This is a genomic window from Streptomyces sp. NPDC021562, from assembly GCF_040640875.1.
In the GTDB taxonomy this organism is placed as follows: Bacteria; Actinomycetota; Actinomycetes; order Streptomycetales; family Streptomycetaceae; genus Streptomyces.
Genome location: NZ_JBFACN010000001.1, coordinates 261,940 through 277,820, shown reverse-complemented (window position 1 = coordinate 277,820; position 15,881 = coordinate 261,940). Strand labels below are relative to the sequence as shown.

Here is a 15,881-nt window from a genome sequence, read left to right as displayed (position 1 = left end):
ATGACGGCCGTGGAAGAGAAGCCGAAGCGGCTCACCAGCGGGCCGGGCACGCTGCTCGTGTGGTTCTACGGGGTGATGGTGGTCGGGGCGGTGTCGCGGTCCGCGTACCAGATCGCCACCGAGTTCGACCGGGCGCCGCTCGCGTACTCGCTGTCGGCGGTCGCGGGGGTGGTGTACGCGTTCATCACGTACACGCTGGTGCGGGGTGGGGAGACGGCCCGCAGGGTGGCGCAGGCGTGCTGCGCCGCCGAGCTCGCGGGGGTGTTGATCGTGGGGACGTGGACCGTCGTAGACGGTTCCGCGTTCCCGGACGCGACCGTGTGGTCGGACTACGGGATGGGGTACGTGTTCATTCCCGTGCTGCTGCCGGTTTCCGCTCTGTACTGGTTGCGCAAGGGCGCCGCGCGCCCCTGACGGGGCGCTCCCGTCAAGGGGACCGGTGCGTCAAGCCGTTGTCGCGTACGTGGTGGCCGGCTTCTCCAGGACGATCATCGGGACGCCGTCCGCGCCCTCGGACGTGCCCACCGTCTCGTAGCCGACCCTCCGGTACAGCCTGAGGTTGCCCTCGCTGCGGTGGCCGGTGAAGAGGCGGAACTTCTTGGCGCCGCGCTCCTCGACCAGCGCCGACTCGGCCGCGCGCAACAGCCTCGCGCCGATGCCGTGACCCTGGAGGCGGGGGTGGACGCAGAGCTTCCCGATGGCCGCGGCGCCGTCCTCGGTGATCTTGCCGCGGACCGAGCCGACGACCTCCTCGCCGAGGCGGGCCACGAAGACGCAGTCGGCGGCGACCTCCTGGCGGACCGAGTCCAGACTCTGCACGAGCGGGTCGATGCGGTAGTTGCCGTACAGCGCCGCCTCGCTCTGGAAGCACAGGTACTGGAGCCTGAAGATCTGCTCCGCGTCATGCTCGGTCGCCACCGAGATGGTCACGCTCATGCCCATGTGCGCACGCCTCCCGCTCACCTGATCACCTGTCGTTCTCACTCCTATCCCCGCGCTTCGCGGGCCGCAACCTCCGGCGTCAACAATCGGCGCAGACATCCCAGACATCTGGAACGTTCCGGTCCAAGGTTGCCCTGTGAGATACCCAACTCCACCGCGACCTCCCGGTATGTCAGGTCCCGCGGGGAGAACAGGGCCTGCAGCAGGCGGGGGCAGCGGCCGGGCAGGCGGGCGACCGCGGCGCGCAGGGCGCGGTGGTGGGCGGCCGCGAGGGCGAGTTGCTCCGGGCCGGCCGCGCTGAGGTCGGCGGGTTCGGTGCCGTAGGGCCGTTCATGGCGTGCTCTGCGGCGGGCGCGGCGGGACTCCGCGCGGACGGCCCGGCGCAGCCAGTCCTCGGGTGCGCGGGGCGGGCCGTGGGCCGCCAGGCGCTCCAGGAGGCGGAGCCAGACGGTCTGTTCCAGGTCGCCGGGGTCGCTCCCCGAGGCATGCGCCTCGGCGCGGGCCTCGGCGGTGAGCAGCGGGCGCAGGGCGGCGACCAGGTCGTGCGTCATACGCGGAACGACGAGGCCGCCCCGGGGCAGGTTGCCGGGACGGCCGGGAGACACCCCGAACGGGGGGCGGTGGCTCAGCCGTTGACGAAGTCGGCGCGGGCCAGCAGGGCGGTGTCGGCGTTGTCGGTGAAGACACCGTCGATGCCCGTGGCGAAGTAGGCCTGGAAGACGCGGAAGACGTCGCCGTAGGCGTCCGGGGCGCTGCCCCTGCGGAAGGCCGGCGGCAGGAACGGGTTCTCGTTGCGCATGGTGTAGGGGTGCAGGACCAGACCCACCTTGTGCGCGTCCGCGACCAGCGTGCTCGGCTCGGTGAGGTCGCCGCCCGCGTCCTTCGGGATGATGAGGTCGAGGGTCGGGCCGATGCCCTGCGCGTAACCGGCGATCTCGCGCAGGCCCTTCGGCGTGATCAGGTCGGCGACCGTGCGCGGGTCACCGGTGGCCACGAAGTCGTAGGGCCGGGTGTTCGCGGCCGACAGCAGCACGACCAGCGGGTTGTCGACCAGCGTGTTCAGGCGCTGGATGCTGGTCGGCTCGAAGGACTGCAGGATGACCGGCGAGTTCCGCTTGTCCTTGCCGTACTTGCGCAGCAGCTTGGCGACCCGCTCCTCGAGGCCGAGACCGAGCCCGCGGAAGTAGGTGGGGTGCTTGGTCTCGGGGTAGATCCAGACCTGTTTGCCGCGCCTGCGGGTCTGCTCGTCCTGCCACTTGAGGACTTCCTCGAAGGTGGGGATCTCCCAGCGGCCGTTGTAGAGCGTGTTGTGCGGGCGGTTGGCGGGGATGCGCTCCACCGCGCGCAGCGTCTTCAGCTCGGCGAGCGTGAAGTCCTCGGTGAACCAGCCGGTCGTGGGGACGCCGTCCAGCGTCTTGGTGGTCCTGCGGTCGGCGAACTCCTTGTGGTCGGCGACGTCCGTGGTGCCGCCGATCTCCGGCTCGTGACGGCAGACCAGGTGGCCGTCCTTGGTGGGGACCAGGTCGCCGGCCTCGACGACGTCGGCGCCGAGGTCGAGGGCCAGGTCGTAGGAGCCGAAGGTGTGCTCCGGCCGGTAGCCGCTGGAGCCACGGTGGCCGATGATGGCCGGCTTCGGCAGGCTCTTGAGCCCGCCGCCGTGTCCGGCCGGCTTCGCCTCGGCCGCTCTGGCGGCACCGGGCAGTCCGAGGACCGCACCGCCGGCGCCGAGGACCGCGGCGCCGAGCAGCGCCCGCCGCCCGGTCATGCCGTCCGCCCGGGTCCGCTCGTTCGATTCGTTGCTGTCCATGAGCGCTCTCCTGCCGTCCGCCCTCTCGCATGCGCGCCGATCGTAGGGGTGCGGACGTGACCGACGGGAGACGGCCGGCCCAACGGCCGGGTGACGCCGTATGGCTGCTGGACGGCCGGCATGACGGGCCGTCGGCGATTTCCGTCACATGGCCGCCGCCCGGTGGCCGCGTGCCGCCGGGACGCCACCGCAGGTAAACCAGCGTCAACACTACGTAAGACCTCGGTGAACCGGCCGAACCCGATGTGCGCTTCCCACGGAGCCGCGAGTAATGTCCTCACCTGCACAGACTCATACCGCCACTCGACATCGGAGGACCCGTTGTCCCGCTTCGCGCTCATCAAGGCAGTGCTCGGACCGATCATGCGCCTGATGTTCCGCCTCCGGGCGGAGGGCGTGGAGCACATCCCGGGGGACGGTCCGGTCATCCTCGCCGGCAACCACCTGACCTTCATCGACTCGATGATCCTGCCGCTGGTCAGCAAGCGGCAGGTGTTCTTCATCGGCAAGGACGAGTACGTCACCGGGAAGGGCCTCAAGGGCCGGCTGATGGCCTGGTTCTTCACCGGCGTCGGCATGATCCCGGTGGACCGGGACGGCGCGAGCGGCGGGGTCGCCGCGCTGATGACCGGCAAGCGGGTCCTGGACGAGGGCAGGATCTTCGGGATCTACCCGGAGGGCACCCGCTCCCCCGACGGCCGGCTGTACCGGGGCCGTACCGGCATCGCGCGGCTGACGCTGATGACCGGCGCGCCCGTGGTGCCGTTCGCCATGATCGGCACGGACAAGCTCCAGCCCGGCGGCAAGGGCATGCCGCGGCCCGGCAAGGTGACCGTGCGGTTCGGCGAGGCGATGGAGTTCTCCCGGTACGAGGGCATGGACCGGGACCGCTACGTGCTGCGGGCCGTGACCGACTCCGTGATGGCGGAGGTCATGCGGCTGTCCGGTCAGGAGTACGTGGACATGTACGCCACGAAGGCGAAGGCCGCCTGAACACGGGCGAGCGTCTGACACCCTTTCGGGGGATGGGCACGGGCCGTTGGTCCGTGCCCTTTTGTCTGCCATCCGCCTGACATCCGCCCTGGGTTGTCCGGCGTCCGCCTGCCGGTGGAATCTGGCCCGACACTTCGGTCATTCCTTCGCATTTACCTGGCATATGAGCACACAGCATGTCTTATTCAGATATGCAGAAACCTTCTCGGCGTACCCTGCTCCGTGCTCCGTTCGCTGCCGCAGGCGCGGGGCTCCTGGCGTCATGTTCCGACTCCGGCTCCGAACCCCGCTCCGGCCCGCGGCACCCGGCCGGTACCGCAGCGTTCGTCCCCCAGGGACCCAAGGGGTATGTCAACCCGTCGGACCCGGAGGTGCTGGCGGCCGAGCGCAGGCGCGGCTCGGGGCCGGTGCGCATGGTCAGGTTGACGGCCGCCGAGAGCATGCTGGACCTGGGCGGACGGTCCGTGCACAGCTGGGCGTACAACGAGTCGGTGCCGGGGCCGCTGGTGCGGGTCACCGCCGGTGACGTGCTGAGCCTGACCCTCGGCAACCGGCTGGTCGAGAAGACCACTCTGCACGCCCACGGGGTGCGGCTGCGCTGCGACATGGACGGCGCCCCGGACCTGACCCAGGCACCCATCGCGCCGGGCGCGGACTTCGTCTACCGCTTCACCGCCGCCCACCCGGGGACGTACCTGCTCCACTCGCACGTCGGCATGCAGCCGGACCGGGCGCTGTACGCGCCGTTCATCGTCGACGACCCGAGGGAACCGCTCAAGTACGACAAGGAATGGATCGTCGTCCTGGACGACTGGCTCGACGGCATCGAGGGCTCCACCCCCGAGCACGTGCTCGAACAGCTCAAGCCGGGCGGCGGCATGAAGATGGGGATGGGGGGCATGGGGATGGGCCCGGCCGGGCACAGCGCCGGTCCGCACGCGTCGGCGAGCGCTTCCGCGTCGCGGTCCGGGTCGCCGTCGGCGGCGGCGTCCGGAGCCAGGCGCGCGACGGGGCCGGACCGGGTGCTGCGCGACTCCCACAGCCGCCTGCTCCACGGTGAGGGCGGCAACGTCAACTACCCCCACTATCTGATCAACGGACGGCTGCGTACCGACCCCTCCGTCTTCCGCTGCCGCCCCGGCGACCGCATCCGGATCCGGATCATCAACGCGGGTTCCGAGACGGCGTTCCGGGTGGCGCTCGGCGACCACCCCATGACGATCACCCACACCGACGGCTATCCCGTGCAGCACAAGCGGACCGACGCGCTCCTCATCGGCATGGCCGAGCGGTACGACGTGCTGGTCACCGCCAAGGACGGGGTCTTCCCGCTGGTCGCGCTCGCCGAGGGCAAGAAGGGCAAGGGGGTGGCGATCCTGCGGACCGACAAGGGCAGAAACCTTCCGGCGCCGGATGCCCGTCCGGACGAGCTCGACCGCGAGATCGTGCCGGCGCGCCGGCTGCTGCCGGCCGAGTCCGTCGCCATGGACGACCGGGTTCCCGACCGCGATCTGCGGATCAGGATCACCGGCACGATGCAGCGTTACGACTGGGGGTTCGACCACAAGCCGTACGACGTGCGGGAACGGCATGCGGTGCGGGCCGGTGAGCGGGTGCGGCTGACGCTCGTCAACGCGACCGACATGTGGCATCCGATGCACCTGCACGGACACACGTTCTCGGTCAACGGGATCAGCTCGACCGGGGCGCGCAAGGACACCACGATCGTGCTGCCGCACCGCAAGCTCGTGCTGGACTTCGATGCCGACAACCCCGGGCTGTGGATGCTGCACTGTCACAACCAGTACCACTCGGAGAGCGGGATGATGACGGTGCTGGGGTACAAGAGGTGAGGTGCCGGTGGGTCACCCGGCGCCCTCCAGTTCCTGCCCCCTGAGCAGGAACCACGCCGCCGCCGACGTGGCCAGGAGGACCGCCGCTCCCGCTCCTGACGCCAGGTGGAGGCCGTGGACGAAGGAGTCGCGGGCCGCTGTCAGCATGTCGGCAGCCGTCGGCGAGGGCATGGTCCGCGCCGCCTCCACCGCCGCTCCGAGGGACTCGTGGGCGGCGGCCGGGGTGCCCGTGGGGCCCGGGAAACCGTGGTAGACACCCGTCACGATCGAACCGAGCAGGGCGATGCCCAGCGCCGCGCCCAGTTCGTACGCCGTCTCGGAGACGGCGGAGGCGGCGCCCGCCTGGTTCCTGGGGACGCTGGAGAGGATCACGTCCGCCGTGACCGTGAAGGAGAAGCCCGCGCCGACGCCCACCACCAGGAGGGCGGCACCGAGCACCGGGTAGCCGGTGGACCGGGACAGGGTCGTCAGCGCGGCCAGGGCCACGCCCACGGCCGCCAGGCCGCCGGAGACCACCAGCCGCACCGAGTAGCGGCGGGCCACGCGGCCGGCCACCAGGCCCGCCCCCACCGCACCTACGGCGGCGGGGAGTTCGGCCAGGCCGGCCTCGAACGGCGGTCTGTCCTGCACCAGTTGCAGGTACTGGGAGAGGAAGAACACCAGGCCGGACATGCCGAGCACGGTCAGCAGGTCGGCCAGCACGGCGCCGCTGAAGCCGCGGCTGCGGAACAGCCGCATGTCCAGCAGGGGCCTGGGCATGGTGAGCTGACGGCGCACGAAGCCGTGCAGGGCGGCGGCGCCGAGCACGGCGGCCGCGGCGGTGACCGCGGTGAGGCCGTGGGCCGCCGCCTCCTTCACCGCGTAGACGAGAGCGATCATGCCGACCAGCGACAGGACGACACTGATCAGGTCCCAGGGTCCGGGGTCGGGGTTGCGGGACTCGGGGAGCGTCCGGACGCCGACCAGGACCAGGACCACCATCACCGGCAGGTTGATCAGGAAGACCGAGCCCCACCAGAAGTGTTCGAGCAGGAAACCGCCCACGATCGGGCCGACGGCGGTACCGGCCGAGGCCGCCGCGCCCCAGACGCCGACGGCGAGACTGCGCTCGCGCGGGTCGTGGAAGAGGTTGCGGATCAGGGCGAGGGTCGCCGGCATCAGGGTCGCGCCCGCGACACCGAGCAGGGCGCGGGCGGCGATCATCATCCCGGGTGTGGTCGCGTAGGCGTTCAGTACGGATATCGCGCCGAACGCGGTTGCGCCGCAGAGCAGGATCCGCTTGCGGCCGATGCGGTCGCCGAGACTGCCCATGGAGACCAGCAGACCGGCGATGACGAACGAGTACACGTCACCGATCCACAGCAGCTGGGTTCCGGACGGATCGAGGTCTTCGCTGATGTAGGGGGTCGCGAGGCCGAGGACGGTGGCGTCGACGGCCACAAGCAGCACGGCGAGCACGAGCACGCAGAGCGCGAGCCACCGGCCCGGGCGCTTCTCCGTCTCCGTGGCGGCCGCCGGCCGCAGGGCGCTGGTCATGGTTCCTCTCTTCTTCGGGCGCCGCCGAGCAGCAGCTCGACGATCATGTGGGTGAAGTCCTTGGGCGCGACGCGGCCCTCGGAGACCGCCCAGGCCGCGGAGGCCAGCAGGCCGTACAGCGCTTCGGTGAGCCAGGCCGGCGTGAGGTCGATGCGGAACTCGCCGCTGCGCTGTCCGCGCCGGAAGAGGGCCGCGATGCGGTCGTCGATCCGGGTCCAGCCCGCGTTCTGCCCGTCGCCCTCGAACAGCTGGTTCTCGGTGTACAGGAAGGCCAGCAGGCCGGCGGCCGGTTCGATCGTGCGGACCAGGCGGTGCACGGCGTCGGCCGCCGGGCCCTCGTCGAGGCGGGCCGCGTCCAGGGCCGCCTCGCACTCCGCGATACCGAGCGCCTCCAGCGCGCGGACCAGCGCGTCGCGGCCCGCGAAGTGCCGGTGCAGCGTGGCCCGGCTGATCCCGGCGGCCTTGGCGACCTCGTCCATGGTCGCCGTGGACTTACGGGTCAGCAGGGCGGCGGCGCTGCGGAGGACGTGGTCACGATCGAGGGGCATGAGACGAGAGTAGCGCAGATGAGACACGCGTGTCTCACGACGGGCATGCGTGACTCATGCGTGGCGGGCATGAGGACTCGCGGGGGTCCGGGAGCCCTGCCGCTCAGTGCCAGGGCAGGCTGCCGCGGTGCTCCCAGTAGGCACGGGGGTCCTCGGCGAGGGAGACGAGGCGGGTCAGCTGGCCCTCGTCCAGGTCGACGACGGCCGCGTGCAGGTTGGAGGCCAGCTGGGCTAGTGTCGCCGCGCCGGAGAGGACGACTCCGGCCCAGGGGCGACGCAGTACGAACGCGAGCGCCACGGCGTCACAGCCGAGGCCGGTCTCCTCGGCCACGGCGCGTACCGCGTCGGGGGCGTGCGGGGCAGCGAGCCGGCCGTTGGCCATGCCCTCCTTCACGATCACCGTCAGTCCGGCCTCGTGCGCCTCGGCCAGGGCGGCACCCGCCGAGGTCTCCAGGACGTTGAACGTCGACTGGACCGTACGGAAGAGGGGCTCGCCGTCGACCGTGACGGCGAGGGCGGCCCGGATGGCGTCGGCCTGGGCCGGGCCGCTCGTGGAGAAGCCGACGGTGAGGCCGCCCGCCGCCGCTTCGGCGAGGCGGGCGTGGAGTTCCTTGTCGGTGAGGGCGGGACTGTCCGGGGTCACCGAGTGGACCTGGTAGAGGTCGAGCCGGTCACCGAGGAGTTCCGCGGTCTCGGCGCGCTGGCGGTCGTAGGTCTCGACGCTGTGGTCCTTGACCTCGTGCTTCTCGGCGTCCGTGGTCCAGTCGGCGGTGTAGGTGTAGCCCCACTTGCTGCCGACGACCACGTCGGTGAGGTCCGGTCGGGCCGTGAGCCAGCCGGCGAGGAACTCCTCGCTGCGGCCGTAGGAGCGGGCGACGTCGAAGTAGCGGACGCCCTGGGCGTAGGCGGCGTCGAGGAGTTCGTGGGTGCGGGCGCGAAGGGCTGCCACGCTGCGGTCCTCGCCGAGGTCCGCCTCACGCCCGAGGTTGATGTAGCCGGGGCGGCCGACCGCGGCGAGGCCCAGGCCGATGTGGCAGGTCGGGGTGGTTGCTGTTGCCAGTCGGGCGAAGGGCATCGCGGGCTCCGTTTCGGTCGGCCTCGGAGAGGACTTCGACCAACGTATCCCGTGATGCCCTTCGGTTCGCCGTTCAGCTCGGGGGGGTGCGGTGCGTCGGCGAGTGCGGCCGGGTGGGGGTTGCTCGCGCAGTTCCCCGCGCCCCTTTCCGGGCGCGGGGACGTTCTACTTCTTCGCGTCGGCCCACTCGTGCTGCCGGGCCACGTCCGCCTTGACCTCGGCCAGCTGGGTGGCCACCGCGCTCGGGGCCGTACCGCCGCGGCCGTTGCGGGAGGCGAGGGCACCGGGGACGTTGAGGACCGTGCGCACCTCGGGGGTCAGGTGGGCGGAGATCTTCGCGAACTGGTCGTCCGTCAGTTCGTCCAGTTCCTTGCTCTCGGCCTCCGCGGCCTTCACGCACTCGCCGGCCACCTCGTGGGCCACGCGGAACGGCACACCCTGCTTGACCAGCCACTCGGCGATGTCGGTGGCGAGGGAGAAGCCGGCCGGGGCCAGTTCCTCCATGCGCTCGCGGTTGACGGTGAGGGTGGCCATCATGCCGGTGAAGGCGGGGAGCAGGACCTCCAGCTGGTCGCAGGAGTCGAAGACCGGCTCCTTGTCCTCCTGGAGGTCGCGGTTGTAGGCGAGGGGCAGTGCCTTCAGGGTGGCCAGGAGGCCGGTGAGGTTGCCGATCAGGCGGCCCGACTTGCCGCGCGCCAGCTCCGCGATGTCCGGGTTCTTCTTCTGGGGCATGATCGACGAGCCGGTGGAGAACGCGTCGTGCAGGGTCACGAAGGAGAACTCCTTCGTGTTCCAGATGATGACCTCCTCGGCGATCCGGGAGAGGTTCACGCCGATCATCGCGGTGATGAAGGCGAACTCCGCCACGAAGTCGCGGGAGGCCGTGCCGTCGATGGAGTTGCCGACGCTGCCGTGCTCGAAGCCGAGGTCGGCCGCCACCGCCTCCGGGTCCAGGCCCAGCGAGGAACCGGCGAGCGCGCCGGACCCGTACGGGGAGACCGCCGTGCGCTCGTCCCACTGGCGCAGCCGCTCCGCGTCCCGGGACAGGGACTGGACGTGGGCCAGCACGTGGTGGGCGAAGAGGACCGGCTGGGCGTGCTGGAGGTGGGTGCGGCCGGGCATCGCCACGTCCGGGTGGGCCTCGGCGAGCCCGATCAGGGCGTCCTGGAGGTCGGCGATCAGGCCGCCGATCACCCGGGCGTGGTCCCGGAGGTACATCCGGAAGAGGGTCGCCACCTGGTCGTTGCGGGAGCGGCCGGCGCGCAGCTTGCCGCCGAGGTCCGGGCCGAGGCGCTCCAGGAGGCCCCGCTCCAGGGCGGTGTGGACGTCCTCGTCGGCGATCGTGCCCACGAAGGAGCCGGCGGCGACGTCGGCCTCCAGCTGGTCCAGGCCCGCGATCATGCGCTGGAGCTCGTCCTCGGTGAGCAGGCCCGCCTTGTGGAGCACCCGGGCGTGGGCGCGGGAACCGGCGATGTCGTAGGGCGCGAGCCGCCAGTCGAAGTGGACGGACGCGGACAGCTTCGCCAGGGCCTCGGCGGGACCGTCGGCGAAACGGCCGCCCCAGAGCCGTACGTCACCGCTGTTGCTGCTCACTTGCGTTGCTCCTAGAGAGGGTTGACGGGTGCCCGGATCCTCGCAGATCCGGGCCTGTCCATGCCTGGTCCCGCTTGGCCGCGATCTTCGACGACAGGCTGTAGATGTCGATGAAGCCCTTGGCCGCGGCCTGGTCGAAGGTGTCGCCGGTGTCGTAGGTGGCGAGGTTGAAGTCGTAGAGGGAGGACTCGGAACGGCGGCCCGTGACGACCGCGCGGCCGCCGTGCAGGGTCATCCGGATGTCACCGGTGACATGCTGGTTCGCCTCGTTGACGAACCCGTCCAGGGCGCGCTTGAGCGGGGAGAACCACTGGCCGTCGTAGACGAGTTCGCCCCAGCGCTGCTCCACCTGCCGCTTGTAGCGGGCGAGTTCGCGCTCGACGGTGACGTTCTCCAGCTCCTGGTGGGCGGTGATCAGCGCGATCGCACCCGGAGCCTCGTACACCTCGCGGGACTTGATGCCGACGAGGCGGTCCTCGACCAGGTCGATGCGGCCGACGCCCTGGGCGCCCGCGCGTGCGTTGAGCTCCTGGATCGCCTGGAGCACGGTGACCGCCCTGCCGTCGATCGCGACCGGTACGCCCGCGTCGAAGGTGACGACCACCTCGTCGGCCTCGCGCGGGGTGGCGGGGTTCTGGGTGTACTCGTAGATGTCCTCGATCGGGCCGTTCCAGATGTCTTCCAGGAAGCCGGTCTCCACGGCGCGGCCGAAGACGTTCTGGTCGATGGAGTACGGGGACTTCCTGGTGGTCGCGATCGGCAGGTTCTTCGCCTCGCAGAAGGCGATGGCCCTGTCCCGGGTCATCGCGTAGTCGCGGACCGGGGCGATGCAGGTCAGGTCGGGGGCCAGGGCGACGATGCCGGCCTCGAAGCGGACCTGGTCGTTGCCCTTGCCGGTGCAGCCGTGCGCGACCGTGGTGGCGCCGTGCTTGCGGGCGGCGGCCACCAGGTGCTTCACGATCGCCGGCCGGGAGAGCGCGGAGACCAGGGGGTAGCGGTCCATGTAGAGGGCGTTGGCCTTGATCGCCGGGAGGCAGTACTCCTCGGCGAACTCGTCCCTGGCGTCGGCGACCTCGGCCTCGACCGCCCCGCAGGCGAGGGCCCGCTTGCGGATGACGTCCAGGTTCTCGCCACCCTGGCCGACGTCCACCGCGACGGCGATGACCTCGGCGTTCGTCTCCTCGGCGATCCAGCCGATGGCGACGGAGGTGTCCAGCCCGCCCGAGTAGGCGAGTACGACGCGCTCGGTCATGGGTCCCTCCTCACGTACATCCGCTCGCTATGCATGAGTATGCAGAGCTCTGCATGGTTCGTCAATCCGCCGGGATCGCGGACGGATTCTCAGAAAGGTTTGAACAAACGAAACCGCTTACCCGTACCCATGCCTGAACGCTGGCGCCGCGTTTGTAAACCCACCTCTGACCCAAGTGAGGCATCCGCATGTCCAGGGCTCTTCCGAAGTACAACAAGCGTCGTGTCGCGATCATCGGCGGTGCCGCCGCCGTGGCGCTGTCCGGTGCGGTCATCGCCGGTTCGGCCCTGGCCGGAACGCCGGACAACAGCAGCGGTACCGCCAACGCCCGCACCTTCGCCGCCTCGCCCGGCACGATCACCTGCCCGGACGTCGCCTCGAAGCTGCCGGCGATCCCCGCCACCGCACAGGCGGAGGTCACCCGCAACCTCGCGCTCCTCCAGACGCAGATCCAGGAGGCCAACAAGCGGCTGGTCGACACCGTCGGCCAGGGTGGGCCCAACTTCGTGAACAACGCGATCCTCGGTCCCCTCAAGGACAAGCGCATCGCGACGGTCAACCGGATCGCGACGGCGATCGGCCGTACGGCCGCCAAGCCGACCGGTCTGGACGCGCTGGCGCCGTGCACCCTGAACGCGGGCGGCACGAACACGAACACCGGCACCGGTACGGCGACGGGCTCGACGGCAGCCTCCGCCGCGCCCGGCAAGACGGGCAACCAGCAGCAGTCGGCCGGCAACGCCGGGACGAACGCCGGCAACAGCGGGGTGGGCACGATCAGCTGCCCGGACGTCGCCTCGAAGCTGCCGGCGATCCCCGCCACCGCGCAGGCGGAGGTCACCCGCAACCTCACGCTCCTCCAGACGCAGATCCAGGAGGCCAACAACCGCCTCCGGAGCACGGTCGGCCAGGGTGGCCCCAACTTCGTGCAGAACGCGATCCTCGGCCCGCTGGCGGACAAGCGGAAGTCGACCATCGACCGGATCGCCATCTCGATCGGCCGTACCGCCGCCAAGCCCACCGGCCTCGACTCCCTGGCCGCCTGCACGCTCACCAAGTGACGTGACAGGCAGCCGTGGCCGCCCCGCGTACAGCGCCGGCCGGGGCGGCCACGGTGGCGTCCGGCGACGCACGGCACCCGGCGCCGTGGCACCCCGGACGGCCCACCCCGGCTGCCGGCGCCGCCGCCCGCGCCTACGGTCTGAGCCATGCGCCCAGGCCTCCCCGCTGTCCTCGTCTCCGCCTGCCTGCTGCTGCTCGGTGCGGCTCCCGGGACCGGGGACCCCGCGCCCCTGCCCGCCCTGATGGCCGACACGGGCGGCGGCAGCCAGCTGATCACCGCCGAGGCGTCCGCGCCGAGCGCGACCTCCGGGACCCTGACCTGGTGGGAGCGCCGGGGCGGCCGGTGGGTGAAGGAGGGCTCCGCAGCTGCCCGGTTCGGGGCGAAGGGCCTGGTCGAGGGGGCCGGACGGAAGCAGGACACGAACACGACCCCTACGGGGCTGTACGACCTCCCGTTCGGCTTCGGACTGCGGGCGGCGCCGACCGGGACCCTGGTCGAGTACCGCACGGTGACCGCGGGTTCCTGGTGGTGCCAGGACACCGGTTCGGCCTCCTACAACCGTTGGGTGGAGCCGTTGCCGGGCGACTGCCGGGCCGCGGAGTCGGAGCGGTTGTCGTCGTACCCGGAGCAGTACGCCTACGCGCTGGTGATCGGGTTCAACTACCGGAAGCCGGTGCGAGGCCGGGGAGCCGGGATCTTCCTCCATGTCGACGGGGCGGGCACGACGGCCGGATGCGTGTCGGTGCCCCAGGACGCGATGCGGCGGATCCTTCAGTGGGTCGACCCGAGGAAAAGGCCGCACATCGCCGTGGGGACCGCGGCCGGGAACACGGCGCTCACCCGGTACTGACCGCCCTAGGCGCCCGGGGCCGCCGGCAGTTCCACCGTGAACGTGGTCGCGCCCGGACGGCTCTCCAGGGTCACCGTCCCCCCGTGCGCTTCCACCACCGCCGCCACGATCGACAGCCCCAGGCCCGCTCCTGCCCCTGTCGCGTCCTGGCGGCGGCGGTGTTCCGCCCTGGTGAAGCGTTCGAAGACGCCCGGCTGGACGTCGGCCGGGATGCCGGGACCGTCGTCGTGGACGTGCAGGACCGCCCGTCCGCCGTCCGTCTCCAGGGTCACCGTCACCTTCGTACCGGCCGGCGTGTGCAGGCGCGCGTTGGCCAGCAGGTTGGCCAGCACCTGGTGGAGGCGGTGGGTGTCGCCCGGGACCGTGACCGGGTCCTCCGGCAGGTCCAGGGACCAGCGGTGGTCCGGGCCGGTGGCGCGGGCGTCCGTCACCGCGTCCAGGACCAGCCGGGTGAGGTCCACCGGGGTGCGTTCGAGGGGGCGGCCCGCGTCCAGGCGGGCCAGCAGGAGGAGGTCGTCGACCATCTCGCCCATGCGCGCGGACTCGGCGGCGATGCGTTCCAGGGCCCGGGTGATCTCGGGCGGCACCGGGCCGGGGTGGAGCAGGGCGAGTTCCGCGTGTCCGCGGACCGAGGCGACCGGGGTGCGCAGTTCGTGGCTGGCGTCGGCGGCGAAGCTGCGCAGGCGCTCCTCGCTCGCGTGGCGTTTGGTGAGGGCGTCCTCGACATGACCGAGCATGCGGTTGAAGGCGGTGGCCACCCGGCCGACCTCGCCGCGGGGATCGGACTCGGGCGCCCGGGGCGGCAGCGCCACCTCACCGCTGGCGAGGGGCAGCTCGCTGACCTTGGCGGCGGTGGCCGCGACCCGGCTCAGGGGGCGCAGGGACCAGCGGACCCAGAAGGCGCCGGCGACCCCGGCCACGGCCAGCGCGAGACCGAAGACCACCGCCGCGACCAGTTCCAGCCGGTGCACGGTCGCGTGCACCGGCTCCAGGGGCAGACCGGTCATCAGGACGTCGCCGTCCAGGCCGGTCCAGGCCACGATGCGGTAGTCGCCGATCGACCGCAGGCGGACGGTGTGTCCCCTGCCGTCCGCCGGCACCTCGGCCAGGGCCGTGCGGTCGCGTGCGGTGAGACCGACGGTCAGGTCCGGATCGTCGTCGGCGGGGATCAGGGCCGCGTTGGTGATCCGGCCGTTCACCAGGCGCGCGCCGAAGGTGCCGGAGGCCTGCCGGCGGGTGTCGCCGTGTTCGTCGCCGTCCCGGTCGCTGGGTTTGATCCTGCCGTGTTCGAGGGACTGCGGGAAGCTCGGCCCGCTCTGCTGGAGCTGCTGGTCGACGCGGCCGGTGAGGAAGCCGTTCAGCTCGACCACCGCGGCGACACCGACGGCCGCGCAGCTCACCGCCAGCAGCACCACCAGGCCCGCGGTGAGGCGGGCCCGCAGGGTGCGCGGGAAGCGGGGGCGGGGCAGGTGCCGTAGCCGTCGCAGGGGATTCACCTGCTCACCGGCTTGAGGACGTAACCCGCGCCGCGCACCGTGTGGATCATGGGATCGCGGCCCGCGTCCACCTTCTTGCGCAGGTAGGAGATGTACAGCTCGACGACGTGGGCCCGGCCGCCGAAGTCGTAGGACCAGACCCGGTCGAGGATCTGGGCCTTGCTGAGCACCCGGCGCGGGTTGCGCATCAGGAAGCGGAGCAGCTCGAACTCGGTCGGGGACAGCTCGATCAGTTCACCCGCCCGGGTGACCTCGCGGGCTTCCTCGTCCATGGTGAGGTCGCCGACCGTGAGCCGGGGCCCGTCCTCCTGCTGGCGGGCCATGCCGGCCCGGCGCAGCAGGCCGCGCAGCCGGGCGACGACCTCCTCCAGGCTGAACGGCTTGGTGACGTAGTCGTCACCGCCCGCGGTGATACCGGCGATCCGGTCCTCGACGGCGTCCCGGGCGGTGAGGAAGAGCACACACACGTCCGGCTGGACCCGGTGCAGCGAGCGCAGCACGGCGAAGCCGTCGGTGTCCGGGAGCATCACGTCGAGGACCACCGCGTCGGGCATCAGCTCCTGCGCCGCGGTCAGCGCGGTGGCGCCGTCGCCGGCGGCGCGGACCTGCCAGCCCTCGTAGCGCAGGGCGCCGGTGAGCACCTCCGCGAGGTCGGGGTCGTCGTCGACGACGAGGACGCGCAGCGGGGTGCCGTCGGGGCGGGTGAGGGCGGGACGGCCGGAGCGGGTGGTGTTCATCGCGTCTACCAGCATCTCTCCTCCGGACGGTGAGCGGTGCCCGCCGGTGCTCTGAGTTTCCTCTGAGTGGGCTGGGACGGGCCCGCTCAGAGGTCCCTCAGAGGTTCGCGCTGCACAGTGGGCGTCCTGACCGGAG

Annotated in this window: 15 protein-coding genes; 5 read left to right on the top strand and 10 right to left on the bottom strand. The window is 71.6% G+C overall.

Features of this window, described 5'->3' with window-relative positions; all coding sequences use genetic code 11:
* Positions 1-414, top strand: coding sequence for a hypothetical protein (locus AB0G52_RS01295; RefSeq protein ID WP_132889215.1), 414 nt, complete (start codon positions 1-3; stop codon positions 412-414).
* 30 nt (positions 415-444) lie between these two features.
* Here AB0G52_RS01295 and AB0G52_RS01290 read toward each other — a convergent pair whose 3' ends face one another.
* The 3 genes from AB0G52_RS01290 to AB0G52_RS01280 form a co-directional block, all read right to left on the bottom strand.
* On the bottom strand, positions 445-942 hold the full coding sequence (locus AB0G52_RS01290; RefSeq protein ID WP_132889317.1) for a GNAT family N-acetyltransferase: 498 nt from the start codon (positions 940-942) through the stop codon (positions 445-447).
* A gap of 44 nt (positions 943-986) precedes the next feature.
* A complete protein-coding gene (locus AB0G52_RS01285) occupies positions 987-1,493 on the bottom strand; it encodes a sigma-70 family RNA polymerase sigma factor (RefSeq protein WP_132889214.1) in 507 nt (168 codons plus the stop codon).
* 74 nt (positions 1,494-1,567) lie between these two features.
* On the bottom strand, positions 1,568-2,749 hold the full coding sequence (locus AB0G52_RS01280) for a glycerophosphodiester phosphodiesterase (protein ID WP_132889213.1): 1,182 nt from the start codon (positions 2,747-2,749) through the stop codon (positions 1,568-1,570).
* 321 nt (positions 2,750-3,070) lie between these two features.
* Between AB0G52_RS01280 and AB0G52_RS01275 the strand changes: the two genes are divergently transcribed.
* Together AB0G52_RS01275 and AB0G52_RS01270 are read left to right on the top strand one after the other, a co-directional pair.
* The gene (locus tag AB0G52_RS01275) at positions 3,071-3,742 is read left to right on the top strand and encodes a lysophospholipid acyltransferase family protein (protein ID WP_132889212.1); all 672 of its coding nucleotides are present in this window, start codon (positions 3,071-3,073) and stop codon (positions 3,740-3,742) included.
* Between the two features lie 191 nt (positions 3,743-3,933).
* Entirely contained in the window at positions 3,934-5,595 is a 1,662-nt protein-coding gene (locus AB0G52_RS01270) for a multicopper oxidase family protein (RefSeq protein WP_132889211.1), read from the top strand.
* Between the two features lie 12 nt (positions 5,596-5,607).
* On the opposite strand, the gene AB0G52_RS01265 is transcribed toward AB0G52_RS01270, so the two are convergent.
* The 5 genes from AB0G52_RS01265 to AB0G52_RS01245 form a co-directional block, all read right to left on the bottom strand.
* Positions 5,608-7,131, bottom strand: a complete 1,524-nt coding sequence (locus tag AB0G52_RS01265) for an MFS transporter (RefSeq protein WP_361332667.1) — start codon at positions 7,129-7,131, stop codon at positions 5,608-5,610.
* Positions 7,128-7,679, bottom strand: a complete 552-nt coding sequence (locus tag AB0G52_RS01260) for a TetR/AcrR family transcriptional regulator (protein WP_361332664.1) — start codon at positions 7,677-7,679, stop codon at positions 7,128-7,130. The genes AB0G52_RS01265 and AB0G52_RS01260 overlap by 4 nt, the downstream gene beginning before the upstream one ends.
* Before the next feature lie 103 nt (positions 7,680-7,782).
* Positions 7,783-8,754, bottom strand: a complete 972-nt coding sequence (locus AB0G52_RS01255; protein ID WP_361332661.1) for an aldo/keto reductase — start codon at positions 8,752-8,754, stop codon at positions 7,783-7,785.
* A gap of 165 nt (positions 8,755-8,919) precedes the next feature.
* A complete protein-coding gene (gene argH, locus AB0G52_RS01250; protein WP_361332658.1) occupies positions 8,920-10,347 on the bottom strand; it encodes an argininosuccinate lyase in 1,428 nt (475 codons plus the stop codon).
* Positions 10,328-11,599 carry an argininosuccinate synthase gene (locus AB0G52_RS01245; RefSeq protein WP_361332655.1) on the bottom strand — a complete coding sequence of 424 codons (1,272 nt, stop codon included), beginning with the start codon at positions 11,597-11,599 and terminating at the stop codon, positions 10,328-10,330. Before AB0G52_RS01245 ends, argH begins: the two co-directional genes overlap by 20 nt.
* Before the next feature lie 188 nt (positions 11,600-11,787).
* On the opposite strand from AB0G52_RS01245, the gene AB0G52_RS01240 reads away from it, so the two are divergent.
* Together AB0G52_RS01240 and AB0G52_RS01235 are read left to right on the top strand one after the other, a co-directional pair.
* Positions 11,788-12,660 (top strand): hypothetical protein, encoded by an 873-nt coding sequence (locus AB0G52_RS01240; RefSeq protein ID WP_132889207.1) that lies wholly within the window; start codon positions 11,788-11,790, stop codon positions 12,658-12,660.
* Positions 12,661-12,807: 147 nt separating this feature from the next.
* Positions 12,808-13,512 carry a L,D-transpeptidase family protein gene (locus tag AB0G52_RS01235; RefSeq protein WP_361332652.1) on the top strand — a complete coding sequence of 235 codons (705 nt, stop codon included), beginning with the start codon at positions 12,808-12,810 and terminating at the stop codon, positions 13,510-13,512.
* 5 nt (positions 13,513-13,517) lie between these two features.
* Here AB0G52_RS01235 and AB0G52_RS01230 read toward each other — a convergent pair whose 3' ends face one another.
* Together AB0G52_RS01230 and AB0G52_RS01225 are read right to left on the bottom strand one after the other, a co-directional pair.
* Positions 13,518-15,008 carry a HAMP domain-containing sensor histidine kinase gene (locus AB0G52_RS01230; RefSeq protein WP_361332649.1) on the bottom strand — a complete coding sequence of 497 codons (1,491 nt, stop codon included), beginning with the start codon at positions 15,006-15,008 and terminating at the stop codon, positions 13,518-13,520.
* A complete protein-coding gene (locus tag AB0G52_RS01225) occupies positions 15,005-15,745 on the bottom strand; it encodes a response regulator transcription factor (RefSeq protein ID WP_132889314.1) in 741 nt (246 codons plus the stop codon). The genes AB0G52_RS01230 and AB0G52_RS01225 overlap by 4 nt, the downstream gene beginning before the upstream one ends.
* Positions 15,746-15,881: the final 136 nt, after the last annotated feature.

Coding starts and splice junctions, on each gene's coding strand:
- AB0G52_RS01295 (WP_132889215.1), top strand. CDS start 1: ATGACGGCCGTGGAAGAGAAGCCGAAGCGGCTCACCAGCGGGCCGGGC.
- AB0G52_RS01290 (WP_132889317.1), bottom strand. CDS start 942: ATGGGCATGAGCGTGACCATCTCGGTGGCGACCGAGCATGACGCGGAG.
- AB0G52_RS01285 (WP_132889214.1), bottom strand. CDS start 1,493: ATGACGCACGACCTGGTCGCCGCCCTGCGCCCGCTGCTCACCGCCGAG.
- AB0G52_RS01280 (WP_132889213.1), bottom strand. CDS start 2,749: ATGGACAGCAACGAATCGAACGAGCGGACCCGGGCGGACGGCATGACC.
- AB0G52_RS01270 (WP_132889211.1), top strand. CDS start 3,934: ATGCAGAAACCTTCTCGGCGTACCCTGCTCCGTGCTCCGTTCGCTGCC.
- AB0G52_RS01265 (WP_361332667.1), bottom strand. CDS start 7,131: ATGACCAGCGCCCTGCGGCCGGCGGCCGCCACGGAGACGGAGAAGCGC.
- AB0G52_RS01260 (WP_361332664.1), bottom strand. CDS start 7,679: ATGCCCCTCGATCGTGACCACGTCCTCCGCAGCGCCGCCGCCCTGCTG.
- AB0G52_RS01255 (WP_361332661.1), bottom strand. CDS start 8,754: ATGCCCTTCGCCCGACTGGCAACAGCAACCACCCCGACCTGCCACATC.
- AB0G52_RS01245 (WP_361332655.1), bottom strand. CDS start 11,599: ATGACCGAGCGCGTCGTACTCGCCTACTCGGGCGGGCTGGACACCTCC.
- AB0G52_RS01240 (WP_132889207.1), top strand. CDS start 11,788: ATGTCCAGGGCTCTTCCGAAGTACAACAAGCGTCGTGTCGCGATCATC.
- AB0G52_RS01235 (WP_361332652.1), top strand. CDS start 12,808: ATGCGCCCAGGCCTCCCCGCTGTCCTCGTCTCCGCCTGCCTGCTGCTG.
- AB0G52_RS01225 (WP_132889314.1), bottom strand. CDS start 15,745: ATGAACACCACCCGCTCCGGCCGTCCCGCCCTCACCCGCCCCGACGGC.